The sequence below is a fragment of the Methylorubrum rhodinum genome (assembly GCF_014199935.1).
In the GTDB taxonomy this organism is placed as follows: domain Bacteria; phylum Pseudomonadota; class Alphaproteobacteria; order Rhizobiales; family Beijerinckiaceae; genus Methylobacterium; species Methylobacterium rhodinum.
The window spans coordinates 1-24336 of the sequence record NZ_JACHOP010000008.1; the positions used below are offsets into that span (position 1 = coordinate 1).

General features: G+C 68.5%; 17 protein-coding genes, 2 pseudogenes and 1 other annotated feature. Of the genes and pseudogenes, 9 read left to right on the plus strand and 10 right to left on the minus strand.

All coding sequences use genetic code 11. The annotated features are described in order from the left end of the window. Window positions 1–109: 109 nt before the first annotated feature. Window positions 110–867 (minus strand): IS5 family transposase gene (locus tag HNR00_RS11265; RefSeq protein WP_183569522.1). Its coding sequence is split into 2 segments (ribosomal slippage): window positions 110–537 and window positions 537–867, totalling 759 coding nucleotides; the frame shifts between segments, so codons are not numbered across the junction. Window positions 868–994: 127 nt separating this feature from the next. Beyond that, window positions 995–1933, minus strand: a complete 939-nt coding sequence (locus HNR00_RS11270; RefSeq protein WP_183569266.1) for a helix-turn-helix domain-containing protein — start codon at window positions 1931–1933, stop codon at window positions 995–997. 532 nt (window positions 1934–2465) lie between these two features. Here HNR00_RS11270 and HNR00_RS25930 point away from each other — a divergent pair. From HNR00_RS25930 to HNR00_RS11290, 4 genes and pseudogenes are all read left to right on the plus strand, one after another. After that, window positions 2466–3035, plus strand: coding sequence for a helix-turn-helix transcriptional regulator (locus HNR00_RS25930; protein WP_183569268.1), 570 nt, complete (start codon window positions 2466–2468; stop codon window positions 3033–3035). Between the two features lie 329 nt (window positions 3036–3364). After that, window positions 3365–11563 carry an FG-GAP-like repeat-containing protein gene (locus HNR00_RS11280; protein WP_183569271.1) on the plus strand — a complete coding sequence of 2733 codons (8199 nt, stop codon included), beginning with the start codon at window positions 3365–3367 and terminating at the stop codon, window positions 11561–11563. A gap of 307 nt (window positions 11564–11870) precedes the next feature. Continuing rightward, window positions 11871–13157 carry an MFS transporter gene (locus tag HNR00_RS11285; RefSeq protein WP_183569273.1) on the plus strand — a complete coding sequence of 429 codons (1287 nt, stop codon included), beginning with the start codon at window positions 11871–11873 and terminating at the stop codon, window positions 13155–13157. Between the two features lie 50 nt (window positions 13158–13207). Beyond that, window positions 13208–13595, plus strand: a pseudogene (locus HNR00_RS11290) (transposase); the annotation flags it as partial. Next, window positions 13512–13603, plus strand: a sequence feature (AL1L pseudoknot). It overlaps the preceding pseudogene by 84 nt. 38 nt (window positions 13604–13641) lie before the next feature. Here the strand turns inward: HNR00_RS11290 and HNR00_RS11295 are convergent. The 6 genes from HNR00_RS11295 to HNR00_RS11320 all read right to left on the minus strand — a co-directional run bounded on the left by HNR00_RS11295 (window position 13642) and on the right by HNR00_RS11320 (window position 19548). Then, window positions 13642–14631, minus strand: coding sequence for a DUF808 domain-containing protein (locus HNR00_RS11295; RefSeq protein WP_183569275.1), 990 nt, complete (start codon window positions 14629–14631; stop codon window positions 13642–13644). A gap of 276 nt (window positions 14632–14907) precedes the next feature. Further along, window positions 14908–16674, minus strand: a complete 1767-nt coding sequence (locus HNR00_RS11300) for a monovalent cation:proton antiporter-2 (CPA2) family protein (protein WP_183569277.1) — start codon at window positions 16672–16674, stop codon at window positions 14908–14910. A 98-nt stretch (window positions 16675–16772) separates the two neighbouring features. Then, window positions 16773–17711, minus strand: a complete 939-nt coding sequence (locus HNR00_RS11305) for a pirin family protein (protein WP_183569279.1) — start codon at window positions 17709–17711, stop codon at window positions 16773–16775. 35 nt (window positions 17712–17746) lie between these two features. Next, window positions 17747–18577 carry an alpha/beta fold hydrolase gene (locus HNR00_RS11310; protein WP_183569281.1) on the minus strand — a complete coding sequence of 277 codons (831 nt, stop codon included), beginning with the start codon at window positions 18575–18577 and terminating at the stop codon, window positions 17747–17749. Between the two features lie 124 nt (window positions 18578–18701). Further along, window positions 18702–19244, minus strand: a complete 543-nt coding sequence (locus HNR00_RS11315) for a gamma carbonic anhydrase family protein (protein ID WP_183569283.1) — start codon at window positions 19242–19244, stop codon at window positions 18702–18704. 61 nt (window positions 19245–19305) lie between these two features. After that, the gene (locus tag HNR00_RS11320) at window positions 19306–19548 is read right to left on the minus strand and encodes a DUF6894 family protein (RefSeq protein ID WP_183569285.1); all 243 of its coding nucleotides are present in this window, start codon (window positions 19546–19548) and stop codon (window positions 19306–19308) included. 225 nt (window positions 19549–19773) lie between these two features. On the opposite strand from HNR00_RS11320, the gene HNR00_RS11325 reads away from it, so the two are divergent. Then, window positions 19774–20565, plus strand: a complete 792-nt coding sequence (locus HNR00_RS11325; RefSeq protein WP_183569287.1) for a TSUP family transporter — start codon at window positions 19774–19776, stop codon at window positions 20563–20565. A gap of 86 nt (window positions 20566–20651) precedes the next feature. Here the strand turns inward: HNR00_RS11325 and HNR00_RS11330 are convergent, their stop codons facing one another. Further along, window positions 20652–20912, minus strand: coding sequence for a hypothetical protein (locus HNR00_RS11330; protein ID WP_183569289.1), 261 nt, complete (start codon window positions 20910–20912; stop codon window positions 20652–20654). Between the two features lie 423 nt (window positions 20913–21335). Here HNR00_RS11330 and HNR00_RS25510 point away from each other — a divergent pair. Further along, window positions 21336–21455, plus strand: a pseudogene (locus tag HNR00_RS25510) (HNH endonuclease); the annotation flags it as partial. A 174-nt stretch (window positions 21456–21629) separates the two neighbouring features. Beyond that, window positions 21630–22139 carry a ferritin-like domain-containing protein gene (locus HNR00_RS11335; RefSeq protein ID WP_183569291.1) on the plus strand — a complete coding sequence of 170 codons (510 nt, stop codon included), beginning with the start codon at window positions 21630–21632 and terminating at the stop codon, window positions 22137–22139. Between the two features lie 693 nt (window positions 22140–22832). Here the strand turns inward: HNR00_RS11335 and HNR00_RS11340 are convergent. Beyond that, entirely contained in the window at window positions 22833–23102 is a 270-nt protein-coding gene (locus tag HNR00_RS11340; protein ID WP_183569293.1) for a hypothetical protein, read from the minus strand. Window positions 23103–23502: 400 nt separating this feature from the next. Here HNR00_RS11340 and HNR00_RS26050 point away from each other — a divergent pair, with 400 nt between their 5' ends. After that, the gene (locus HNR00_RS26050) at window positions 23503–23583 is read left to right on the plus strand and encodes a BrnA antitoxin family protein (protein ID WP_376770376.1); all 81 of its coding nucleotides are present in this window, start codon (window positions 23503–23505) and stop codon (window positions 23581–23583) included. Between the two features lie 434 nt (window positions 23584–24017). Beyond that, on the plus strand, window positions 24018–24269 hold the full coding sequence (locus tag HNR00_RS11345) for a hypothetical protein (protein WP_183569295.1): 252 nt from the start codon (window positions 24018–24020) through the stop codon (window positions 24267–24269). Window positions 24270–24336 lie beyond the last annotated feature (67 nt).

Sequence of the window (24336 nt, forward strand, 5' to 3'; positions counted from 1 at the left end):
TGGAACACCTCAGCCGGCCACCACCGCGGCGATGCCCGCACTGTGAGGCCGCCCTCGACCAGCCACCTTGAAAGCGATCTGCCAAAGTAGTGCTAGGGTCGAGACTCAATCAGCACCAGAAAGCAACGATAGCCGCTATGGCGAGGGCCGAGGCGAAGTTGCGGGCGCGCTTATCGTAGCGGGTGGCGATCCTGCGGAAGTCCTTCAGTCGGCAGAAGGTCGCTTCGACCCGCCAGCGCTCGCGGTTGCGCTTCTTGTCGAGCCTGATCTTGCGTTTGCGGGCGCGGGTGCCGGGGATGATCGGCGTGGTGTTGCGCTCGCGCAGGTCGTTTCGCAGCCAGTTGGCGTCGTAGCCCTTGTCGGCGATCAGGCGGCGGATGCGGCCGGGCGCCTCGGCCAGCACGTCGGGGGCGGTCTTCACGTCGCTGGCATTGCCGGGCGTCAGAAGGAGGACCGCGGGGCGGCCCACGACGTCGACGAGCGCGTGGATCTTGGTGGTCTGACCGCCGCGCGAGGGACCGATCGCTTGCGCCTTGGCCCCCCTTTTCCGCCCTGGGCCGAGCGGTGCGCCCTGACGTAGGTGGCGTCGATGGCGCTGGCCTCGCCGTTCCAGCCGGCCTTGGCGAGTGCCGCCAGCATCGCCTTCCAGAAGCCGCGCCGGGACCAGCGATTGAAGCGATTGTAGATCGTCGTGGGCGGACCGTACTCCGATGGGCAATCGCACCAGCGGCACCCCGTCTTCACGACGTGGACGATGCCGGAAATGACCTGGCGATCATCGTTGCGTTCGGGGCCCGGCTGGTTCTTGGGCATGAACGGTTCGATCACCGCCCATTGCTCGTCCGACAGCCAGAACATGTCCGCCAGGGGGCGCCTCCCTGTCTCACAGCGCGCTATTGAAACCGCATTACGCCGACAGATCAATATGTTCATAGGGTTCTAACCCTAGCGAATTGCAATACACCGTGGATAGACCAAATAGCTTGTCAGAACATCAGCGACGGTCCTCGCGGCATTCGCGCGGGGAGCTGCCGAACCGGCGGCGGAAGGCGCGGGAGAATGAAGCGTAGTCGCGAAATCCGGCCGCAAAGGCGATCTCTTCGATCGGTCCCGCGGAGGCCAATTGGGCACGGACGCGATCGAGGCGGGCGTCGCGGATGGCGGCTCGGACACCGCCGCGCTCCGCAAAGGCGGCGTAGAGCCGGGTGCGCGAGACGCCGAGGCCGCGCACCATTGCATCCACGTCAAGATCGGGGCTGCACAGGTGCCGGGCGATCAGGCCATCGGCGAGGTCGCGAATCGCCCCCAGGCTCAGGGGCCCGTCCGCCGCCGCGTCGGCGGATCGTTGGTGATCGACCAGTCCGGCGAGCAGATGGAGCAGGCCGTCCAGCCCCGTCTCGCGCTCCTTTGGGGACAGGGTCGGCACGGCCTGCACGTAGCCGGCGAGGTAGCCGGTGAACAGGCCGACCAGCGGCGCGTCTCGGTTCAGAAGGAGCCCGCTGAGTTCCGTGGCTCGTCCGATGCGGGCCTCGAAGAGGGCGCGATCGATATAGAGCCGTGTCTCCCGGTAACTCCGGTTCGTCGCGACCGAGAAGGGCCGGCCCATATCGGTGATCACGAGATCGCCGGCCGTCATCGCGATGTCGCGGCCATTCTGACCGTGCGTCCCGTCGCCTTGGATCAGCGTGGACAGCGCGATGTAATCGGCACCGCTATCGGCGATGTGCCGCCGCTGCCGTTCGACGGAAAAGGGCGTGCTGCGCGTGTCGAACGCAATGCTTCGCGCCCCCGGGACCACGCATCGTTCGCACGAGAAGTCTTCGCGACGGGTGCGCAGGCTCAGTTGAGTATGAGGCAGGATCGTATCCTGCCAATACGCGAAACGCTCCGCCGGCGGGATCGCGGCCGTGCTCTGGACGATGGCGCGGCTCATGGCCCCTCGAAACGGCGGCAGGCGGTCGAGCAGGGCATTTCGATCCATGTTCGCCAGGGCCGATCTCCGAGACGCGCCAGTGTTCCCGTCACCGGCACGCGGTTCGAAGCCGCGAGGCTTTTTCCAGTGCAAGCGGCCGTTATCTGGCCTGAGCGCCGGGAACCGCAAGTCGGGCACGCGCGAGCGAAGGGTACAATCCGCCGCACTGCTGAAAACGTGATCGCCGATCGGCACCGGGATGCCGGGCAATGTTGCTCGGGACGCCCGGTCATGGACTTGCCCGGTCAAATCCCGCTGATGCCGAGAGGGCGAGGACAAAGGCCGGTCCTTTGCCGAAGAGGAGCGATCTCGAAGCGCGATGCGGCGGATGATGGCCGATGAATGCGGGTCTGTCCCTGCGTATTCCGACCCGACCGGTCGTCCGAATACGCTCGGCGCGGCCGGACGCGTCCGGCCGACGCCACCGTCCCATCCGACCGATCGAGCACGCCCCATCGCAACCGGCAGCCGTGACGGGTCGGGGGAAACGTTGGTGCAGTGGGCCGCATGGCTGGAGACGCTCGGCCGGATCGGGCACGGGGTCGTGATCCTCGACGAGCGGCGCAGCCCCCAGGCGATGAACGCGCGGGGCCGCGCCGTGCTCGCGGAGGCATTGGGCTGGCCGGAATCGGATCTGGCGGCCGAGCGCGGTGTCGGCGAGGCCGTCGCGGCGCTGCTGGCGCGGGGCCGGCGGCGCCCCGGTCACGGGGCCGGCGACTGGCTGGTGATCGAGCGGGGCGGGCGCCGGCCGCTCCTGGTCCACGCGATCGGGCTGCCGCGGGCCGGGCCAGAGCGCAGCGACACCGCGCTGATCCTGATCGACCCGGAGACGCCGCTGCTGGTGCAGGTCTCGGCGATGGAGCGGGTCTTCGGGCTCTCGCCGGCCGAGGCGCAACTCGCGGCGTTGCTGGCCGGCGGGATCAGCACCGCCGAGGTCGCGGCGACACTGGATAAAAGTCTCGCGACCGTGCGCAAGCAATTGGCCTCGATTTTCCAGAAGACCGGGACGCGCGGTCAGGTCGAACTCGTCGTGCTCGTCCTGCAATTGTCGATCCTGCCTTGAGCCCTCGGCCGCGGTGCATGTCCGCGGTTCTCCGCGTAGTTCGCCAGCATAACCGGCCGGCCTTAAGCGACGGACAGCGTTTTGACTCCCATAGCGCTGCCTAAAACTCGCCACGATTAACCAAATACGGTTAAAAACAAGTAAAAGTTACCGCGAATTATCCATCCGGATGATGCGCGGGCCGAGCCGGCCTCTTAGGCAACGCTCAAGGGATCCGCCACGACGGGCCGAACGCCGGCTCGCACGCAGTGCGCGGAACGCGATCCACGAAAAACAACACCGACGCTCCGCGCCGTTCGCGGGCGATCGTCCGCATCCTGAGGGAATTCATGTCGCAGCCGGTCAACACCGCCACCGCCATCACCGCGGTCGCGAGCCGGGCGGGCACGCTGAAGGTGGGCGACACCGTCACCTTCACCGTCACCACGCAGAGCGCCCCGACCGTCACCGGCACGCCGAAGCTGACGCTGAGCAACGGCGGCGCCGCCGCCTATTCCGGCACGGACGCCAACGGCAAGCTCGTCTTCACCTACACGATCGCGGCCGGACAGGACGCCACGAACCTCACCGTCACCGGGCTCGACCTCAACGGCGGGTCGCTCGACAAGGCCGGCACGCTGGGCTTCGCCGCGCCGACGAGCGTGGGGGCCGGCGCCTATTCCCTGAGCGTGGCCGCAGCCGACATCGACCGGGACGGCGACATCGACCTGCTCGTCGCCAATGCCGGCAACAACAACGTCGCGGTGCGCCTGAACGACGGGACCGGCAACTTCGGCGCCAGCACCTTCGTAGGCGTGGGCAGCGACCCGCAGAACGTGATGGTCGCCGACATCAACCGCGACGGCTTTCTCGACCTCCTGACGGCCAACAAGGGCAGCAACACCGTTTCGGTGCGCTTCGGCGACGGCCAGGGTAACTTTGCCGGCAGCACGGAGGTCAGCGTCGGTCCCGGTGCCGGCATCACGCTCGGCGTGACCACGGCGGACGTGGACCGCGACGGCGATCTCGACATTCTCGCCGTCCGCTCCAATCCGAACGCCCAGAGCGACCGATCCGTCTCGGTGCGCCTGAACAACGGCCAGGGCGGCTTCAGCGGCTACACCGAGGTCCTCGTCGGCGTTAATCCGCGCAGCGTGACCACGGCGGATGTGAACGGCGACGGCATCCTCGACATCCTCACGGCCAACCAGGGCGCCAGCAACGTCTCCGTGGCGCTGGGCGACGGTCAGGGCGGTTTCAGCAGCACGACCAACTACGGCATGGGCAGCCAGCCCTACAGCGTCGCGGCGGCGGACCTGAACGGCGACGGCCAGATCGACCTGATCACCGCGAACAACAACGGCAACGTCTCGGTGCGCTTGGCCACCTTCGGCGGCCAGTTCACCGCCCTCACCCAGGTCCGCGTCGGCTCCGGTTCGCTGAGCCTGACCGTCGCTGACGTGAACGGCGACGGCATCCTCGACATTCTGGCCGCCAACTACCACGACAACACCGTCTCGGTGCGGCTGGGCGACGGCAAGGGCGGCTTCAGCGGTTCCACCAACCTCGCCGTCGGCACCCACCCGCTCGACGTGAAGGCGGCGGACGTGAACGGCGACGGCCGGCTCGACATCATCGCCGCCAACGCCGACAGCGGCACCGTCTCGGTGATTCTCAACACCTCGATCGTCCCGGTCTCGTTCGACGGAGCCAGCGTCTCCCGCACGACCTCCGGGGCCGCCACGGGCTTCGCCATCGACGCCACCGCGCCGGCCCTGACCGGCACGCAGACGGCGCTGACCGGCACCGAGGACACCGCCACTTCCCTCACCACGGCGCAGTTGCTCGACGGCTGGACCGACACCGCCGGCCTCACGGTGACGGGCGTCTCCGTCACCCACGGCACGATCGTCGCGGATTATACGGGCGGCTACCGGATCACGCCGGACGCGGACTACAACGGCCCGCTCGTCGTCAGCTACACGGTGAGCGACGGCACCAACCCGGTCGCCGCCACCCGGACCGTCGCCCTCGCCGCCGTCAACGACGCGCCGTCCTTCAACGGCCCCGGCACCGGCAAGGTGCTCACTCCGGTCGGCGCCGGCACCTCGCTCGACCGGGGCTACAGCGTCTTCGTGCAGGCGGACGGCAAGATCGTCGTCGCGGGGCAAGGCATCGGTGCCGACAACACCTCAGACTTCGCGGTGGTGCGCTACAACAGGGACGGCAGCCTCGACACCACGTTCGGCACCGGCGGCAAGATCCTCACTCCGGTCGGCCCAAATCAGTCTTCCGACATCGGCCGCAGCGTCTTCGTGCAGGCGGACGGCAAGATCGTCGTCGCGGGGCAAGGCACCGGTCCCGACGCCAGCAACGACTTCGCGGTGGTGCGCTATGACAGGGACGGCAACCTCGACGCCACGTTCGGAACCGGCGGCAAGATCCTCACCCCGGTCGGCACGAGCAGCGACATCGGCCGCAGCGTCTTCGTGCAGGCCGACGGCAAGATCGTCGTCGCGGGCAACAGCAACGCTGCCACCGGCATCAGCGACTTCGCGGTGGTGCGCTACAACAGTAACGGCAGCTTCGACACCAGCTTCAACGGCACCGGCAAAGTACGGACCGCGTTCACCGGGAACCCCGATACCGCCTATAGCGTCACGGTACAGGCGGACGGAAAGATCGTCGTTGCGGGCAGCACCGGCAACAGAGACTTCGCGGTGTTGCGTTACAACACCGACGGCACACTCGACACCGGCTTCGGCGCTGACAAGACAGGCCAGATCACCGTCAGCGATCCATATTTCGATATCGGCCAGAGCGTCCTCATTCAGGCGGACGGTAAGATCGTCGTTGCCGGTCAAAGCTATACTACACTTGGCAACTATGTGGTGCGCTACAACACCGACGGCACCCTGGATGCTGGCTTCGGCGCAGGTGGTAAGCTGCCTTCTTTCGTAGGAGGTCTTCCGTATAGCGCTGCGCTTCAACAGGATGGAAAGATCGTCGTCGCGGGTTCTTCAAACACCAGCGGCTCCGATTTCACCGTGACGCGATACGACGTGAACGGCAGCCTCGACACGACGTTCGGCACCGGCGGCAAGGTCGTCACCCCGGTCGGCCCCGGCACGTCGAGCGACATCGGCTACAGCGTCACGGTGCAGGCGGACGGCAAGATCGTCGTCGCAGGCTCCAGCAGCAACGTCGGCAACGGCACCAACATCGACTTCGCGGTGGTGCGCTACAACAGCGATGGCAGCCTCGACACCACATTCAACCCGCAGGGTTCGCTCGGCGGCACGGTCGCGTTCACCGAGGACGGCGCGGCGGTGCGGCTCGACACCGACGTCGCGCTCTCCGACATCGACCTCGACGGGCTGAACGGCGGGCTGGGCGACTATGCCGGCGCGACGCTGACGCTCGCCCGCCAGGGCGGGGCCAACGCGCAGGACGCCTTCGGCTTCGCGCCCACCGGCTTCACCGTCTCCGGCAACAGCCTGCTCGACGCGGCCGGCCACGCCTTCGCCACCTTCACCACCACCGGCGGCACGCTCGTCGTCACCTTCATCGGCGCGAACGTCGCGACCTCGGCGCTCGCCGATGCGGTCGCCCGCGCGGTCGCCTACGCCAACACCTCCGACACCCCGCCCGCCTCGGTCGCGCTCGCCTGGACCTTCTCGGACGGCGGCGCGGACGCCAAGACGACCACCGGCCTCACCACCGTCGCCATCACGGCGGTCAACGACGCGCCGACCCTGACCGGGACCCAGGCCGTGCTCGCGGCGGGCACGGAGGACGCCGCCTTCACGGTGAGCGCGGCCGAGCTGCTCCAGGGCTTCACCGATCCCGAGGGCACGGCGCTCGTGATCAGCGGCGTCGCCGTCGATCACGGCACGATCACCGGCGACAGCGTGAGCGGCTACACGATCACGCCCACGGCCGACACCAACGGCCCGCTCGTCATCAGCTACCGCGTCGGCGACGGCACGCTGTCCACCGCCGCCAGCCTGACCAAGACGCTCGCCGCCGCGAACGACGCGCCGCGTCTCACCGGCACGCAGGCGACGCTCGCCGCCGGCACGGAGGACACCGCCTTCACGGTGACGACGGCCCAATTGCTTCAGGGCTTTACCGATCCCGACGGCACGACGCCGGTCGTCACGAACCTCACGGTCGATCACGGCAGCATCGCCGAGGACGGCGCGGGCGGCTACACGATCACGCCCGCGGACAACTACAACGGCCCGATCACGATCAGCTACCGGGTCGGCGACGGCACGGTCTCGCTCCCGGCGAGCTTGAGCACCACGCTGGCCGCCGAGAACGACGCGCCGGTGCTGGTGCAGCCCGCCTCGGTCACGATCGCCGAGAACGCGGCGCCCGGCACGGTGATCGCCACCTTGGCGGCGACCGACGTGGACGACGCGACCGCGGCCCTGCGCTACGCCATCACCGACGGCAACGCGGACGGATTGTTCGCGATCGACGCGGTCACCGGCGCGGTCACGCTCGCCGCGGGCAAGCATCTCGACCACGAGGCCGCGACCAGCCACACGCTCACGATCGTCGCGACCGACCCGGAGGGCCTGCGCAGCTTCACCAAGGGCAACGCCCTGACGATCACCGTCGCGGACGTGAACGAGGCCACCGCCATCACGGCGACGGCGAGCCGCGCCGGGACGCTGACGGCGGGCGACACCGTCACCTTCACGCTGACCACCGAGTCGCCCGTGGGCGCCGCGGGCACGCCGAAACTGATCCTGAGCAACGGCTCCAGCGCGGGCTTCACCGGACTCGACGCCGCCGGCAAGGCCACGTTCACCTACACGGTCGAGGCCGGGCAGGACACGACGGACCTCACCATCACCGGGCTCAGTCTCGACGGCGGGTCGCTGAACAAGGGCGGAACGTTCGGCTTCGCAGCGGCGCAGGACGTGACCATCGCCGGTTATCCGTTCAGCGTGACCACGGCGGATTTGGATCGCGACGGCACGCTCGACCTCCTGACCGCCACGTCCGACGGCACCGTGTCGGTTCGCCTGGGCAACGGGAACGGCACCTTCGGCGACGCGACGCGCTTCTCCATCGGCAACGAAACGTACAGGATGACGGTCGCCGACGTGAACGGCGACGGCAACCTCGACATCCTCGCCGCCAGCACGGTCAAAAGCGGAACCGTCTCGGTGCGCCTCGGAGACGGTCAAGGAGGTTTCGGCGCCGAGACCGGGTTCTCCGTCGGCGGCTTTCCGCAAGACCTGGTGACGGCGGACGTGAACGGCGACGGCCGGCTCGACGTCCTCACGGCCAATGCCCGCGATGGCACCGTCTCGGTGCGCCTGGGCGGGGGCGACGGTACCTTCTCCGGCACGACCGACGTTCGCGTCGGCCAGCAGCCGCAGAGCGTGGCGGTCGCGGACGTGGACGGCGACCGCAAGCTCGACATCCTCACCGCCAACTACGACAGCGGCACCGTCTCGGTGCGGCTGGGCAACGGAGACGGCACCTTCGGCGGCACGACCGACGTCCCCGTCGGCAGCTTTCCGCAAGACGTGACGGTCGCCGATGTGAACGGTGACGGTGCGCTCGACATCCTGAGCGCCAATTACGGCGGCCGAAGCGTCTCCCTGCGGTTGGGCGACGGCACCGGCAGCTTCAGCGGCACCACCAATATCACGTTCAATAGTTCCGTGACCGGTGTGACGACAGCCGACGTGAATGGCGACGGCAAGCTCGACCTCATCGCCACCCTGCCTTTCGGCAAGACCATCGCGGTGCGGTTGGGCGACGGCAACGGCGGCTTCGGCGGCACCACCGACCTTCTCGTCGGCGACTCTCCGGGCCGCGTGACCACGGCGGATGTGAACGGCGACGGCCGGCTCGACCTCTTGGTCGCGAATGCGTTCAGCGGCACCGTCTCGGTGCTTCTCAATACATCGACCCAGGGATTGTCCTTCGATCCGGACAGCGTCTCCGGCGCGACGTCCGGTGCCGCCATCGGCCGCGCCATCGACACCACCGCACCGGTCCTGACGGGCGCGCAGGCCGCGCTCGCCGCCGGCATCGAGGACACCGCCTATACGGTCACCAAGGCGCAGCTGCTCGAGGGCTGGGCCGATGCGGGCTCCGCCACCCTCACCGTGACGGGCCTGACCGCCTCCGGCGGAACGGTCACGGCCCATGCCGACGGTTCCTACACCATCACGCCGGCTGCCGACGCCAACGGCCCGGTGACGCTGAGCTACCGGGTCGGCGACGGCCTCAACACGGCCGCGGCCAACCGCGCCTTCACGCTCGCCGCCGTGAACGACGCGCCGCTCGCCGCCGACGATGTCCCCGACCTCGCGCAGCGCGGCACGGTCACCGGGAACCTCCTCGCCAACGACAGCCACCCCGACGGCGACGGCTTCGCGCTCAAGGCCATCGCGGTCGGGGACACGACGCAGACCCCGGGTCCCGCCACGGCGATCACCGGCGGCGAAGTGGCGCTGACGGGCCGCTACGGCCATCTCACCCTCGCGGCGGACGGCGGCTACACCTACGCCGCCGACATCGAGGGCCGGATCGCGGTCGGCGCCTCCGCCGAGGACGACTTCACCTATACGGTGGTGGACGCTCAGGGCGATGCCGTCCAGGCCCGGCTCCGCGTGACCGTCTTCGAGACCGGGGAGGGTGACGCCGGCGCCAACACCTTCCTGCTGTCGCGCTCCGGAACCGAAGCGACGGGCCAGGGCGGCAACGATGTCTACCGCATCGACGGCACCGACGTGTCCGTGATCGAGGCGGTCGGAGGCGGCAAGGACACCGTGCTGGCCCGCGTCGACTTCGCGCTCGGCGCCGGTCAGGAGGTCGAGATCCTGCGGGCCGATGCCGGCACGACCGGCCTCGAGCTGACCGGCAACGAACACGCCAACAACCTCTATTCCGGTGCGGGCGACGACCGGCTGATCGGCGGGGCCGGCAACGACCTCTACCTCGTGAACGATGCCGGCGACCGCGTGTTCGAGGCGGCCGGCGAGGGCGCCGACAAGGTGATGGCGAACGTCGGCTACGCGCTGACGGCCGGCCAGGAGATCGAGAAGCTCACCACCGTCTCGGCGGCGGGCACCGAGGCGATCGCTCTCACCGGCAACGGCTTCGTCCAGACGATCCAGGGCAATGCCGGCGCCAACATCCTCGACGGCGGCGGCGGCGCCGACGTCCTCCAGGGCTACGGTGGCGACGACACCTATCTCGTCGACGACCGGGGCGACCTCGTCTTCGAGGCGGTGAACGGCGGCAACGACACGATCCGCACCAGCGTGAGCTACGGTCTCGTGGCCGGCCTGGAGATCGAGACGCTGAAGGCGGCCGACGGCACCGCCGCGATCAAGCTCACCGGCAACGAACTCGCCCAGACGCTGGAGGGCAACGCGGGCGCCAACTTGCTCGACGGCCGTGGCGGCGCCGACACGCTCTACGGACTGGCCGGCAACGACACCTACCTCGTCGACGACGCGGGCGACCTCGTGTTCGAGACGGTCGGCGGGGGCGCCGACAAGGTGATGGCGAGCGTCGGCTACGCGCTGACGGTCGGCCAGGAGATCGAGAAGCTCACCACCGTCTCGGCGGCGGGCACCGAGGCGATCGCTCTCACCGGCAACGGCTTCGTCCAGACGATCCAGGGCAATGCCGGCGCCAACATCCTCGATGGCGGCGGCGGCGCCGACGTCCTCCAGGGCTACGGCGGCGACGACACCTATCTCGTCGACGACCGGGGCGACCTCGTCTTCGAGGCGGTGAACGGCGGCAACGACACGATCCGCACCAGCGTGAGCTACGGTCTCGTCGTCGGCCTGGAGATCGAGACGCTGAAGGCGGCCGACGGCACCGCCGCGATCAAGCTCACCGGCAACGAACTCGCCCAGACGCTGGAGGGCAACGCGGGCGCCAACCTGCTCGACGGTCGCGGCGGCGCCGACACGCTCTACGGACTGGCCGGCAACGACACCTACCTCGTCGACGACGCGGGCGACCTCGTGTTCGAGACGGTCGGCGGGGGCGCCGACAAGGTGATGGCGAGCGTCGGCTACGCGCTGACGGTCGGCCAGGAGATCGAGAAGCTCACCACCGTGTCGGCGGCGGGCACCGAGGCGATCGCTCTCACCGGCAACGGCTTCGTCCAGACGATCCAGGGCAATGCCGCCGCCAACGTCCTCGACGGCAAGGGCGGTGCCGACGTGCTCCAGGGTTTCGGTGGGAGCGACAGCTTCGTCTTCTCGACGACGCTCGGACGCGACAACGTCGATCGCATCGTCGACTTCGCTCGCGGGGTGGACAAGATCGTCCTCTCGGCGGCGATCTTCGACGCCTTGCCAGAGGGCACTTTGTCGGCGGCGGCGTTCAAGGACGTGGCGCAGGGTGCGCTCGATGACACCGATCGCATCGTCTACGACTCGCGCTCGGGCGCCCTTTCCTACGATGCGGACGGCAGCGGCGCGAAGGCGGCGATCCAGTTTGCCGTCATCGATACGAAAGTCGTCCTGACGCATACGGACCTGCTCGTGGCGTGAGGCACCCCGTCGACCGAGGTTTCCGTCAGCGGGTTTCGGTCGACCCGCAAGCCTTGCGAACGGCCGGAACGGCTTCGCGACAACCCGGCGGCGTGCTGCGTACGAATACGACAGGATCGATCAGTCACGATCACGTTTTCGAGCCGGCGCGCTCGCCTTGTAGCGTATAGGACCTCGCGATATCCGAGAATTCGCGGTCACACTTGAGAATTTCATAGGCTCGCGATGCTGACTTGATGTATCGCGGCCTCGGCGCGGCCGGCACCCATCCGACCCCGATCACCACCGAACCGGTCGCGACGGCACGATGACGCCCCTGCAAGACGTCCCACTCGCCTCCCTCGAGCGCGGACGCGATCCCGCGGGATCGTGGCGCACCGCGCTCCTGTTCTCCGCCCTCAACTGTCTCGCGTTCTGCGACCGGATGATGCTGGCGTTCCTCGCGCCGGCGATCAAGACGGCGCTGGGCGTGAGCGATACGATGCTCGGCGCGCTCGTCGGCACCGCCTTCGCGCTCCCCAACGTCCTCGGCCTCGTGCTTTTCGCGTCGATCGGGGCTGCGGCCGACCGCTTATGGGCCGTGCGCCTGAGCTTGGTCGCCGGGACGACGGCGAGCGTCCTGTGCGGTCTGGCCCCATCCGTCGGGGCCTTGCTGGCCGCGCGCATGGCATTGGGCTTCAGTCAGGCACCGCTCACACCGGCGGCGGCGACCCATCTGGCCGGGTTGTTTCCCGCCGACCGGCTCGGCCGGGCGACATCCGTCTTCACCAGTGGCGCCACGCTCGGCCGCAGCATCGCGTTCCTCGGCGGCGGAATCGTGCTCGCCTGGATCGGGCTGCCGTTGCTCGGAACGCAGGATGGCTGGCGCGCGGTCTTCGTCCTCACGCTCCTGCCGAGCGCCATCCTCCTCGCGCTGCTGCTGCGGATGCGCGAACGTCCGACCGCACCGACGACGCAAGGCCGCGAACCGCTCCTGTGGGCCTGGATGTGGTCGCAGCGCCGCGCCCTGGGGACCCACACGCTGTCCGCCGCGATGGCGGCCCTCGTGCTCCAGAGCGTCGCCGCCTGGACGACGACGGTGCTGGTGAACGCCCATCACCTTCCGCTCGCCCAGGCCGGCAGCCTGTACGGCACGATCTTCCTCGTCTGTGCGCCCCTGGGGCACCTCGGCGGCGGCGCCCTGCTCGATATGTTGCACCGCCGCGGCAGCGTGCGGCCTCATCGCATCCTGATCGCGGCCTGCATGTCCGCCGGCTGCCTCGCGGTGATGCTGTTCGGTCTCGCGGCGCGGCTCGATCACGCCATCCTCGGACTGGGCTGCGCGACGTTCCTGCTCAGCGTCGGCGTGCCGGCCTGGCTCACCGGCATCCAGACTTTGGCGCCGCCCAGGTTACGCACCCGAGTGACGTCCCTGTTCATGGCCTGCGTCGTCCTGATCGCCCTCGGTTTTGGGCCGCCTGTCGTCGGTGTCTTGAGCGATCATGGACTCGGCTCGGCCCGGATCGGTGAAGCCCTGACCTGGGTCGTCGGCGCCGCCACGCTCATAAGCCTGTTGGCCCTCGCAGCGCAGCCCAACAAGCGGGTCGCGCCATGATGAACCGCCCTGGGTTTCCCGGAGGCTCCAACTCTCGAGAGGATGGAGCCATGACGAAGCGAAGCACACCCTTTTCGCCTGAGGTCCGCGAGCGCGCGGTCCGGATGGTGTTCGACCACCGGGGCGAGCACGGCTCGCACTATGGGGCGATCCGCTCGATCGCAGCCAAGATCGGTTGTTCGGGCGAGACGCTGCGGAACTCTCGTCCGGCAAGCCGAGCGGTACCAGGGCCAGCGGCCCGGACCAACGACGGACGAGCGCGAGCGGATCACGGCACTGGAGCCTTCGACGAGCTCAGGATGAGGGCGAGAACCGCGAGCTTCGGCTGGCCAACGAGATCCTGCGCAAGGCCAGCGCTTATTTTGCGATGGCGGACTTCGACCGCCGGTGGCGGACATGATCGCCTTCATCGACGATCACCGGAAGGACTACGGGGTCGTCCTTCGACAGGCTCAGGATGAGGGGGCTGGATTGGAAGAACGGATCAGGCCGCCTTCTGACGCAGGCCCGCCACGGCCTGCCACGCCGGCGCGATGATGTAGCTCGTCACCGGGATCAGCAGGGCGCCGACCGCGAGGCCGACGAGGCCGGAGGCGGCGGCGGTCACGAGCCACTCGACGAAGCCGTGGGCCACTGGCACGAGACCCGCCACCGAGGCCGCCGCGTCGTGGATCACGTGGGCCGGCGCCTTCACGCCGTACTCTTCGAGGCCGTGGATCAGGATGCCGCCGCCGACCCAGATCATCGCCGCGGTGCCGACCACGGCGAGAACTTTCAGCAGATACGGCATGCCCTTGACCACGCCCCGGCCGATGCCGCGGCCGAGACCGCCGACGAATGTCTGATTGGTGTTGGCGGCCAGCGCCATGCCGGCATCGTCCGCCTTCACGATCAGGGCGACGGCGCCGTAGACCGCCACGGTGATGCCGATGGCCACCATGGCGAGCACCGCCGTCTTCGTCCAGAAGCTTCCCTCGGGGATCGCGGCGAGCGTGATCGCCATGATCTCGGCCGAGAGGATGAAGTCGGTCTTGATGGCGCTGGCGACGCGGCGGTCCTCCATCGCCTGGTCCGGCCCGGCGCCTGCGACCTCCTCCTCGTGCCCGTGGGCCTTGTGGGGGAACAGCGCCTCGTAGACCTTCTCGGTGCCCTCGTAGCAGAGATAGGCGCCGCCGAGCATGAGCAGCGGCGTGATCGCCCAGGGGGCGAAGGCGCTGAGCGCCAGCGCGCCGGGCAAGAGGAACAGCAGCTTGTTGCGCAGCGAGCCCAGCGCAATCCGGCCGACGATCGGCAGTTCGCGCTCGGCGGCGAAGCCGACGACGTAGCGCGGCGTCACCGCGGCGTCGTCGATCACCACGCCCGCCGCCTTCGATCCCGCCTTGGCCGCCTGTCCGGCGACGTCGTCGAGGGAGGCCGCCGCCATCTTGGCGAGCGCCGCGACGTCGTCCAGCAGCGCGATCAGTCCGATGCTCACGATGGTTCCCTCGGCACAGCTTCGCTGTGAAGACGAACGAGCGGGCGATTTGATCCGAAGAGGATGCGAGGAAGGTCGATCGAGGGGATGTCCCTCTTTCCACCATCGTCATTCCGGAGCGCGAAGCGAACCCGGAATCCACGACTGGCCGCGGCGCTTTGTACAGCCGCGCATCACCGATGGATTGCACGCCTCCGGCGCCCTCCTCCGGGTCCGGGTTCCGCTGCGCGGCCCCGGAACGACGGCGTGTTGTCTTGAGGACGTGCGCCGAGCCCCTCAATGCCCCCCATGCGCGGACTCAGTCGCATTGCCCCGGATCAATTCACGGCCGGCATAGATGCCGCCGACGATCTCCAGTTCGAGGCGCTCGGCGTCGCGGCGGCGCACGTCCTCCATCATCGCGACCGCCGCGTCCGGATCGGCGCCGACGCTGAGGAGCGCCCGCTCGCCGAGCGCGAAGGCCGATTCCACCGTCTCGCGGACCTGATAGGCCACGCCCGCCTGGATCAGGGCGATGGCGTGCGCGCGGTCGCGGGCGCGCGCCAGCACCGGCACCAGCGGGAACTCGGCCTTGGCGATCTCGGCGATGCGGCGGGCCGTCTCCGGCGCGTCGACGCAGATCAGGATCGCGCGGGCATTCTCCGCCCCCGCGGCGCGTAAGATATCGAGCCGGGTACCGTCGCCGTAATAGACCTTGAAGCCAAAACCCTCGGCGAGGCGGATGTTGGCCGGGTCGGTGTCGATGATCGAGACCGAGCAGCCGCGGGAGATCAGCGGCTGGCTGGCGATCTGGCCGAAGCGGCCGAAGCCGACGATGAGCGCGCTGCCGACCAGGTCCTCGGGTGCCTCGACGCCGTCGGTGGAGGCGGTCGCCTTCGGGCCGAAGCGGTCGAGGGCGATCACCATCAGCGGGGTCAGCGCCATGGACAGGATCACCGTCGCGGTGAGGATCGCGTTGGTGACGGCGTCGATGATGCCGGCGCTCGCGGCGGCGGCGTAGAGCACGAAGGCGAACTCGCCGCCCTGCGCCATCAGCACCGCCCGCTCCAGCGCCTCGGCGTGCGCGGCGCGCAGGGCTCGCGCGACGGCATAGATCACGAGGCCCTTCACCGCCATGTAGGCGGCCACGCCGAGCAGGATGAAGGCCCCGTTCGCGCCGATCACCGCGAGATCGACCGACATGCCGACGCCGAGGAAGAACAGGCCGAGCAGGATGCCGCGAAACGGCTCGATGTCGGCCTCGAGCTGATGGCGGAAGCTCGATTCCGAGAGGAGCACCCCGGCGAGGAACGCGCCCATCGCCATGGACAGGCCGCCGAGCTGCATCGCGAGCGCCGAGCCCAGCACGACGAGGAGGGCCGCCGCGGTCATCACCTCGCGGGCCTTCGAGGCGGCGAGCAGCCGGAACAGCGGGTTGAGCAGCCAGCGCCCCGCGGCCACGAGGGCGGCGACGGAGGCCAGCGCGAGGGCGATCGAGACGGCGCGTTCCGTCCCGCTGGTCTCAGGCCCGCCCGGCGCGAGCAGGGCGACGGCGGCGAGCAGCGGCACGATGGCGAGGTCCTCGAGCAGCAGGATCGCGACGATGCGCTGGCCCTTCGGGCTCGCGATGGCGCCGCGCTCCTCGAGGAGTTGCATGACGATGGCGGTCGAGGTCAGGACGAAGCCGGTCCCGGCCACGAAGGCGACGGTCACGGACAAACCCATGGCGACGCCGACCAGCGTCAGCGCCCCGATGCAGGCGGCGACCTGCGTCAGGCCGAGGCCGAAGATGGCCCGGCGCATGCCCCAGAGCCGGGACGGCTCCATCTCCAGCCCGATGACGAACAGGAACATCACCACGCCGAGTTCGGCCACATGAAGGATGGCGTGGGCGTCGGTGAACAGCCCGAGCCCGAACGGGCCGATGACGAGGCCGGCGAGCAGGTAGCCCAGCACCGAGCCGAGCCCGAGCCGCTTGAACAGCGGCACGGCGATGACGCCGGCGGCGAGAAGGGAGACGACCTGGACGAGCTCGCTCGCGGCTCCGGACGCTTCGGCGGCCATGCGGACAAACTTTCGAACGAGGGCGGAACCCGCCGCGGCGCGGGCGCAGACAAGACTTGGACGGGGGCACGCGCGTCGTCCGCGCGCCCCCCTGTCGCTCAAGGGTAGCGCACCGGCGGCGGGTCCTCGGGCAGCGGGATGAACTCGGCGTCGTTCGGCACGGTGTCGAACCGGCCCTGGCGCCAATCCTCCTTGGCCTGGGCGATGCGCTCGGGCCGCGAGGAGACGAAGTTCCACCAGAGGTGGCGCGGCCCGTCCATCGGCTCGCCGCCCAGCACCATGAAGCGCGCGGCCTCGGTCGCCCGCACGCTGATCCGGTCGCCGGGGCGGAAGACGAGGAGCTGGCCCGGCCCGAAGCCGTCGCCCGCGATCTCGATGGCGCCCGAGACCGTGTAGATCGCCCGCTCGTCGTAGGTCGGATCGAGCGGCAGCACGGCCCCGGCGTCGAGCGCCACGTCGGCATAGACCATCGGGCTCGACGTGCGCACGGCCGAGCGCGCCCCGAAGGCCTCGCCCGCGATCAGGCGCACGGTCTTGCCCTCGCCGGTCAGCACCGGCAGCGCGTCCGCCTCGTAATGCTCGAAGGCCGGGGCGGTCTCCTCGTCGCGGGCGCTGAGTGCCACCCAGCTCTGGAGCCCGAACAGCTTGGAGCCGGTCCGCCGCAGGCCGGCGCCGGTGCGCTCCGAATGGGTGATGCCGCGGCCCGCGGTCATCCAGTTCAGCTCGCCGGGGCGGATCGGCAGCTCCGTGCCGAGGCTGTCCCGGTGCATGATCTCGCCCTCGAACAAGTAGGTCACCGTCGAGAGGCCGATATGCGGGTGCGGACGCACGTCCATGCCCTGTCCGAGCAGGAACTCGGACGGCCCCATCTGGTCGAAGAAGACGAAGGGGCCGACCATGCGGCACTGGGTCGAGGGCAGCGCCCGCCGCACGGCGAACGAGCCGAGATCCCGCGAGCGCGGGACGATCAGGGTCTGAATCGCATCGCAGGAGAAGGCATCTCCCGGGATCGGGTCGTCCGCGCCGTGCCAGCTCATGGGGGCCTCCGGAATGTTCGAGCGAGGGGAGGGGCTCAGGCCCGGATGAAGGCGAGGAGGTCGCGGTTGATGATGTCGGCGTGCGTCGTGCACATCCCGTGCGGCAGGCCCTCGTAGGTCTTGAGCGTGCCCTCGCGCAGGAGCGGATGGGCGAGCAGCGCCGAATCGGCGATCGGCACGATCTGGTCGTCGGTGCCGTGCATCACGAGCACCGGCACGGTGATGGCCTTGAGGTCTTCGGTGAAGTCGGTCTCCGAGAAGGCCTTGATGCAGTCGTACTGCGCCTTGGCGCCGCCCATCATGCCCTGGCGCCACCAATTGTCGATCACGCCTTGCGAGACCTGCGCGCCCGGCCGGTTGAAGCCGTAGAACGGGCCGGCGGGGACATCGTAGTAGAACTGGGCGCGGTTGGCGGCGAGCGATGCGCGGAAGCCGTCGAACACCTCGATCGGCAGGCCGCCGGGATTCTTGTCCGACTTCACCATCACCGGCGGCACGGCGCCGATCAGCACCGCCTTGGCGACGCGGCCGGACTCGGCGCGGGCGACGGTGCGGGCGACCTCGCCGCCGCCGGTCGAATGGCCGATATGGACCGCGCCGCTTAGGTCGAGGGCCGCGGCGAGTTCGATCACGTCGGCGGCGTAGGTGTCCATCTCGTTGCCGGCCGCCGTCTGGCTCGACCGGCCATGGCCGCGCCGGTCGTGGGCGATGACGCGAAATCCTTCGCCGAGGAAGAACAACATTTGAGCGTCCCAATCGTCGGCGCTCAGCGGCCAGCCGTGATGGAACACGAGTGCTTGCGCGTCCTTCGGCCCCCAGTCCTTGTAGAAGATCTCGGTACCGTCACGGGTCGTGATCGTCGGCATGATGGCCTCCTGGGGTTCGGAGCGTTCGAAAAAGAACGCTCGCTTGGTATCCCAGGACTATGCCACTTGCCTCAACGCCGGAAAACAGAAACGATCGAAAACCATCGTTTCCGAAAATGAGCGATCATTCCTGCGGCGGGTCGATCCGCTCCAGATCGGTCGCGAAGCGGCGCCCGTTGCCGACGTAGTTCTCCGCCGCGGGCCGGGTCATCGCGGTGTAATCCGGGTCGCCCGACCCGACGAGGCGGGCGGGCACGCCGACGATGAGGCTGCCGTCGGGAAATTCGGCGCCTTCGCGCACGAGGGCGTTGGCGCCCACCACGCAGCCGCGGCCGATCCGGGCGCCGTTGAGCACCGTCGCGCCCATGCCGATCAGCGTGTGCGCCCCGATGGTGCAGCCGTGGACGATGGCGCCGTGGCCGACCGTGACGCCCTCGCCGAGGGTCAGGGGGAAGCCCGGATCGGAGTGCAGCACCGCGTTGTCCTGGATGTTGGTGCCGTCGCCGATCGTGATCGGCTCGTTGTCGCCGCGGATCACCGCGCCGAACCACACGCCGACATCGAGGCCGAGCCGCACCCGGCCGACGACATGCGCTCCGGGCGCAACCCAGAGGCAGGCGGCGTCGGCGATCTGCGGGGCATGTTCGCCCAGGCGGTAGAGAGCCACGGCGCCCCTCCTTCGAAATCCGGAAGCCGTATGCCCCGTCGGACACCGGTCCAACAAGCGTTCACGCACTCTCCACCGCCTCCATATCGAGCGAGAGGTGCGCGCGAAACAGCACCCGGCCCTGCGCGTCGCGGGCAATGGCGAAGAAGTCCTGGCGGTCGGCGGTGGCCGTGACCCCGCGCACGACCCGGGTCATGATCCGGGCCAGCCGCTCGCGCACGGCTTCCGGGTCCGGGAGATCGAAGCCTTCCTCGTCCTTGACGAAGGTCGCGCCGTCATGAAGATCGAAGAAGTAGAGTGGCATGAATCGTCAGGGACGGTCGCAAGGTTGTGGGAATACGTCCCACAATACTCTGAAAAACTTCGTTCCGCCAGTGGCAGCGAGGTCGCAGCATTGCCGCCGCAGGGATGGTGCCGGGGAAGGTGACCGGCTAGGGACGGGCGCCTTCCCGATGGAACCGCCCGACAGGTCCCCGATGCCCGCTCCCGTTCCTCCGGCCCGCCGACGCCCGACGGCGCGGAGCCGCGCATGGTGATCGATGCGGAGACGATCGCCGGCCTGTTCGGGGTCGCGGTGGTGGCCGGCGCGGTCGATGCCATCGCGGGCGGGGGCGGGCTGATGACGCTGCCCGCGCTGCTGCTGGCCGGGCTCGATCCGGTGAGCGCCATTGCCACCAACAAGCTCCAGGGGACCGCCGGCTCGACCTCGGCGACGATCGCTTTCGCCCGGCGCGGCCTGATCCGCTGGAAGGAGGCCGGCCCGGCCGCGCTCGCCGCGGGCGTCGCCTCCGTGGCGGGAGCGCTCTGCGTCAGCCTGTTGCCGCGCCCGGTGCTCGATGCGATGGTGCCGCTGCTGCTCGTCGGCATCGCCCTCTACTTCGCCACCGCCCGGCGGATGAGCAACGAGGACGCCACCGCCCGGATCGGCCCCGGCCTGTTCGCCCTGACGCTCGCCCCCGCGGTCGGCTTCTACGACGGCGTGTTCGGGCCCGGCGCCGGCTCGTTCTACATGATCGGCTTCGTGACCCTGCTCGGCCTCGGCGTCGTGCGGGCGACCGCCCACACCAAGCTGTCGAATGCCGCGAGCAACATCGGCAGCCTCGCCCTGTTCACCCTGCAGGGCGTCGTGGTTTGGCCGGTCGGCCTCGCCATGGCGGCGGGCGCCTTCATCGGCGCGCAGGCCGGCTCGGCGCTGGCCGTGCGTCTCGGCGCCCGGCTGATCCGCCCGCTCCTCGTGGTGATCGCCTGCGCGATGGCCCTGCGGCTGCTGTCGAATCCGGAAAATCCCCTGCGGCAGGCGGTGGCCGGCCTGTTCGGCTGAATCGTCGGTCGCGAACCCCGAGGATCGCCGACCTCCCGGCTTCGGGCCGGAAGCCGCGCAGGGCGAGGCGGCGCGGTCCCCACGCGTCACTCGGACGGTTCGACGTACTCGACGCCCCATTCGCGTCCGTCCTGCCAGACGACGCGGCACGGCGCATCGATGCCGAGTTCGGTGCAGCGGAGGCGGAAGGTGTCGAACCGCTGGGTCGCGGCGGTGAATTCCAGCAGCGCACCCTGCTCGTTGTGGTTCCAGATCAGGCACTCCGTTTCCGCCCGACCGTCGGCCGGCAGGCAATGCCCGATCCTGAAACCGTCGAGACGCCTCAGGCGTCTGCGCTCTACCGTCAAGACACGCCCCCGGTTTGCACTGGATGCGCAGAGGCGCACGGCCGCTCCCGCGACGCAAACAACAATCGCGTGCAGCCGGCGCGAGCGACGCGATCGCCGCGCGACCGCTTGGCGGGACGAGGCGATCACCCCGTCACGCCGCGGCCTATGACGGGCGAGAGCCCGCTACGGCTGCCGACGGCCTGCGATACATCGGGAGGAAACGTCTCACCGCTGTGTCCGGCCCGCAAAACCCGGCGGACCTGACGATGACGAGCGGTTGGAAATGTTGGCTCCCCGAGCAGGACTCGAACCTGCGACAAAGCGATTAACAGTCGGTGTGATGTGGTTGATATTGTTGGGGCGCGTTACCGCGTAGGCGCCGGCTCGCTCGATCGTGTTCGCGCGCACGGTGTCCGACCATCTCGCCTGTCGCGAACCCGCGCGGCTTGGTGCCTGCGATGCCAGATGATCCACGACAGGCCGGAGCACGTTCGGCGGCGGTGGCTGACGGTGTTCCGGCGAAAGGCGCTGGGCGATCTGTTCCGTGGGTCCTACGGCTGAGGAGGCGCGCCGATCGCTTGCTACCATTGCGCTCGCGGGCTGGAGTCGGTGAAGGCTCGACCACCGTGGAACGGGCTGAGTCAGCGCTTCCGTGCCTGACTGCCTGCAACACCGCCAGGGAACTCTCGCTTGGCGTGGGGGGATAGATGGTCGAACATAACCCACATCAGGAGAATGCCGATGGACGCCCAATCCATTTACGTCACCGCTCTCAAGAACACTCATGCTATCGAGATGCAGGCGCTCCAGATCATGGAGCGGCAGGTCGAGCGGTTGGAACACTACCCAGAGATGGAAGCCGCTCTGCGCCGCCATATTGAGGAAACGCACGGCCAGCGCACGCGCTTGGAAGAGGCGCTGCAATCGCTCGGTGACAGCCCCTCGGCGCTCAAGGAAGGCTTTCTCGGCTTCGTCGGCAACATGATGGCGCTCGGCCACACGCCGGCCCAAGACGAGATCCTGAAGAACAGCTACGCTAACCACGCCTTCGAGAACTTCGAGATTGCGGCCTACGAGTCGCTGCTTACCATTGGCGAGGTGGCAGGGCAGTCAGGTCATCTCAGCGCCTTCCAACAGTCGCTGAGCGAGGAGCAGGCGATGGCCCAAACTGTGCGTGAATTAATCAAGCCGACGACGCGCCGCTACCTCGAACTCAGCCTCGCCGGCGCGAAGGCCGACCGCTGATTTCAGGGACGAGGCGTGCGAAAGCACCCCTCGTCCGATTGACGAGCACCCTATGCCTCAGGATCTCGTGGACAGAGGCTGACAAGCGAACGGCCACGAGAGTCAGGACGAAGGTGCGCGTACATCCAGCGTCACCCGAGCCCTGGCATCGTGGCCGCGTCCGGTCGAGCGACTGTGTCGCGATCGGCATGTCCCTGAGATGGGGATGACGTGGTTGCCGGTCAATGAGCAGCCCCGCCGCCCGATCTGCTCACGGGCTGGCGGGGTATGTCGTGTACACACGACGCAGAGCCGATACGCGACGTGGCTCACCGACCAACATGGCGAGGGTGGGTTAGCTCGGCATCAACTGCGCCCCCCTCCGCACGTCCCGTTTCTACCCGGCTGCCCACGCTGCACCCGCCGCCGGGAGCGACGATTCTGAATGCTCGGTGGTTCGCTACGCCGTTGCGATGGGCAACTCATCCACCCGCGTGGTAAGGCCCTGCGCACCGATCAGCGCCCACCCCGAACGCACCAACGGCGGAGCTTGCGTCCCGCCGTTCAAAACTTTGTTCCGATTATTGCTTCGTCAGAGGCCCATGAGCACGTTGACCGAGCCAACCACCGTCATGGCGACGCCGCAGGCGAACACGCCGATCATGCCGTAGGAGAATGCCTTCAACATCAAGCTTTCCACGATCCAGGCGCCGATTAGCAGCGGTAGCCGCCCGAGGTCTGGCCGTACTGCTTGACCGGGAAGTTCTGCTGGTTGGCGTTGCCCTCAGCCGCCGAACTCATCGGGCAGCGATCGTAGAGGGCGCCATCCGAGGCGGTGATCGAGCCCGTGGTCGTCACGTCGTAGGGCAAGTTCGAGGTGTAGCGTCCCTCGGGAGCGCCGTAGTCGAAAGCCAGGGCGGACGAGGCCGGAGCAGCAACGCCAAGAACGACAGCGGCGATGGCGGCGGCAATACGGGTTTTCATGATGTTTTGACAACTCCTTACGCGACGATGCCGGCCGATCCGGCATCGATCTGTTTTGCGTGAGACTGATATAGGTACGGCTCGGCCGGCGTGACGTGCCCCCACACACATAGGAAGCCCGATTAATTCCTCCCCTCATACGCGAACATGGCTCGTTGCGGCGGCGGAAGGCGCTCGAGGTCCAGAGGAGCGTGAGCGCCGGGTCTGCACCTCAAGCCGGCTTGGGCGCCCGATCGCCCTCAACGACCTCCAGGGCCCGCAGGATCGCATTCGCGGTGGCATCGGCATCGATACGCCCCCCGTCGGTGGCGACGAAGAAGGCCACTGCCTTGATGCTGTTCTCGGCGGCGGGCCGACCACGACCTTAAGCACCAGTCCCGCCGACCCGCTCGCGTCTTCGATCAGGGCGACCGGACCCAGTTGGCAATCGCGGATGAACGATGCGCTCCGGCGCGCGGCGTGCGACCTGTCGGCCGCGTGAGGGCTGATCAGCGGCAGCTTTCCTACGGCGCACTTCCGTTTAGGTTGCGGGGATGCGTGCCACCCTCTTCCTCACCGTCCTGCCGCTGTCTGCCCCGGCCGTGGGGCAACCGCTTAGCAAACAGGTGTCCACCGTTGCCGCTACAGCCGAAGAAGGGGTTGAGACCGAACTTCGAAATCTTGTGAATGCGACTGATACCGATCGGCGATGACCATGACTCATCGCCGATGGCCCGCGCGACGGCGCGGCGGCGGTCGTCCGCCGGACGCAGGGAGCAGGACCATCGGTCCTGATCCGTGCAGCTTGGTATGAGACACTTGCTCGTGCCGATAAAGGCACGCGCCGAAAGAGTTCGTCGCTCGTTCGCGCTCGCCATCGGAGGGTTTTCGGCGGTACGCTCTCACCAGGGCCGAACCCTCCCCACCGTCGCTGAAATGATCAAGTCGAAGGCCATCACCGACCAGAATGTCGATGTGGCAGCGGCCTCCTTTCTTGCCGACCCGCAGATCGGCCCCTACGACATCGCGTCCGGCCATCGCGTGAACCTCGCAGCCGCTGTCGCCGGGCATGATTTGGCCCGCCAAGTCGCGGCCAATTCAGAGGCGAGCCCTGGCGTGAAGCGGGCCGCCATGCTGACGGCGATCTCGCTGGCACGAGTCGAGAAGGCGATAGCGCTCCTGCATTAATATAACCTTGGAACATTACAGTATTCACAGTATATTACTTCCATCTTGCGCAATTTCTCGGTCGAGA

What these genes read in the sequence shown, in the direction of transcription:
- HNR00_RS11340 (WP_183569293.1), bottom strand. Translation starts at nt 23,102, where the DNA reads ATGAAAACCCGTATTGCCGCCGCCATCGCCGCTGTCGTTCTTGGCGTT.
- HNR00_RS11320 (WP_183569285.1), bottom strand. Translation starts at nt 19,548, where the DNA reads ATGCCACTCTACTTCTTCGATCTTCATGACGGCGCGACCTTCGTCAAG.
- HNR00_RS11300 (WP_183569277.1), bottom strand. Translation starts at nt 16,674, where the DNA reads ATGGCCGCCGAAGCGTCCGGAGCCGCGAGCGAGCTCGTCCAGGTCGTC.
- HNR00_RS11325 (WP_183569287.1), top strand. Translation starts at nt 19,774, where the DNA reads ATGGTGATCGATGCGGAGACGATCGCCGGCCTGTTCGGGGTCGCGGTG.
- HNR00_RS11285 (WP_183569273.1), top strand. Translation starts at nt 11,871, where the DNA reads ATGACGCCCCTGCAAGACGTCCCACTCGCCTCCCTCGAGCGCGGACGC.
- HNR00_RS11335 (WP_183569291.1), top strand. Translation starts at nt 21,630, where the DNA reads ATGCCGATGGACGCCCAATCCATTTACGTCACCGCTCTCAAGAACACT.
- HNR00_RS11310 (WP_183569281.1), bottom strand. Translation starts at nt 18,577, where the DNA reads ATGCCGACGATCACGACCCGTGACGGTACCGAGATCTTCTACAAGGAC.
- HNR00_RS11270 (WP_183569266.1), bottom strand. Translation starts at nt 1,933, where the DNA reads ATGAGCCGCGCCATCGTCCAGAGCACGGCCGCGATCCCGCCGGCGGAG.
- HNR00_RS11305 (WP_183569279.1), bottom strand. Translation starts at nt 17,711, where the DNA reads ATGAGCTGGCACGGCGCGGACGACCCGATCCCGGGAGATGCCTTCTCC.
- HNR00_RS11280 (WP_183569271.1), top strand. Translation starts at nt 3,365, where the DNA reads ATGTCGCAGCCGGTCAACACCGCCACCGCCATCACCGCGGTCGCGAGC.
- HNR00_RS11345 (WP_183569295.1), top strand. Translation starts at nt 24,018, where the DNA reads ATGATCAAGTCGAAGGCCATCACCGACCAGAATGTCGATGTGGCAGCG.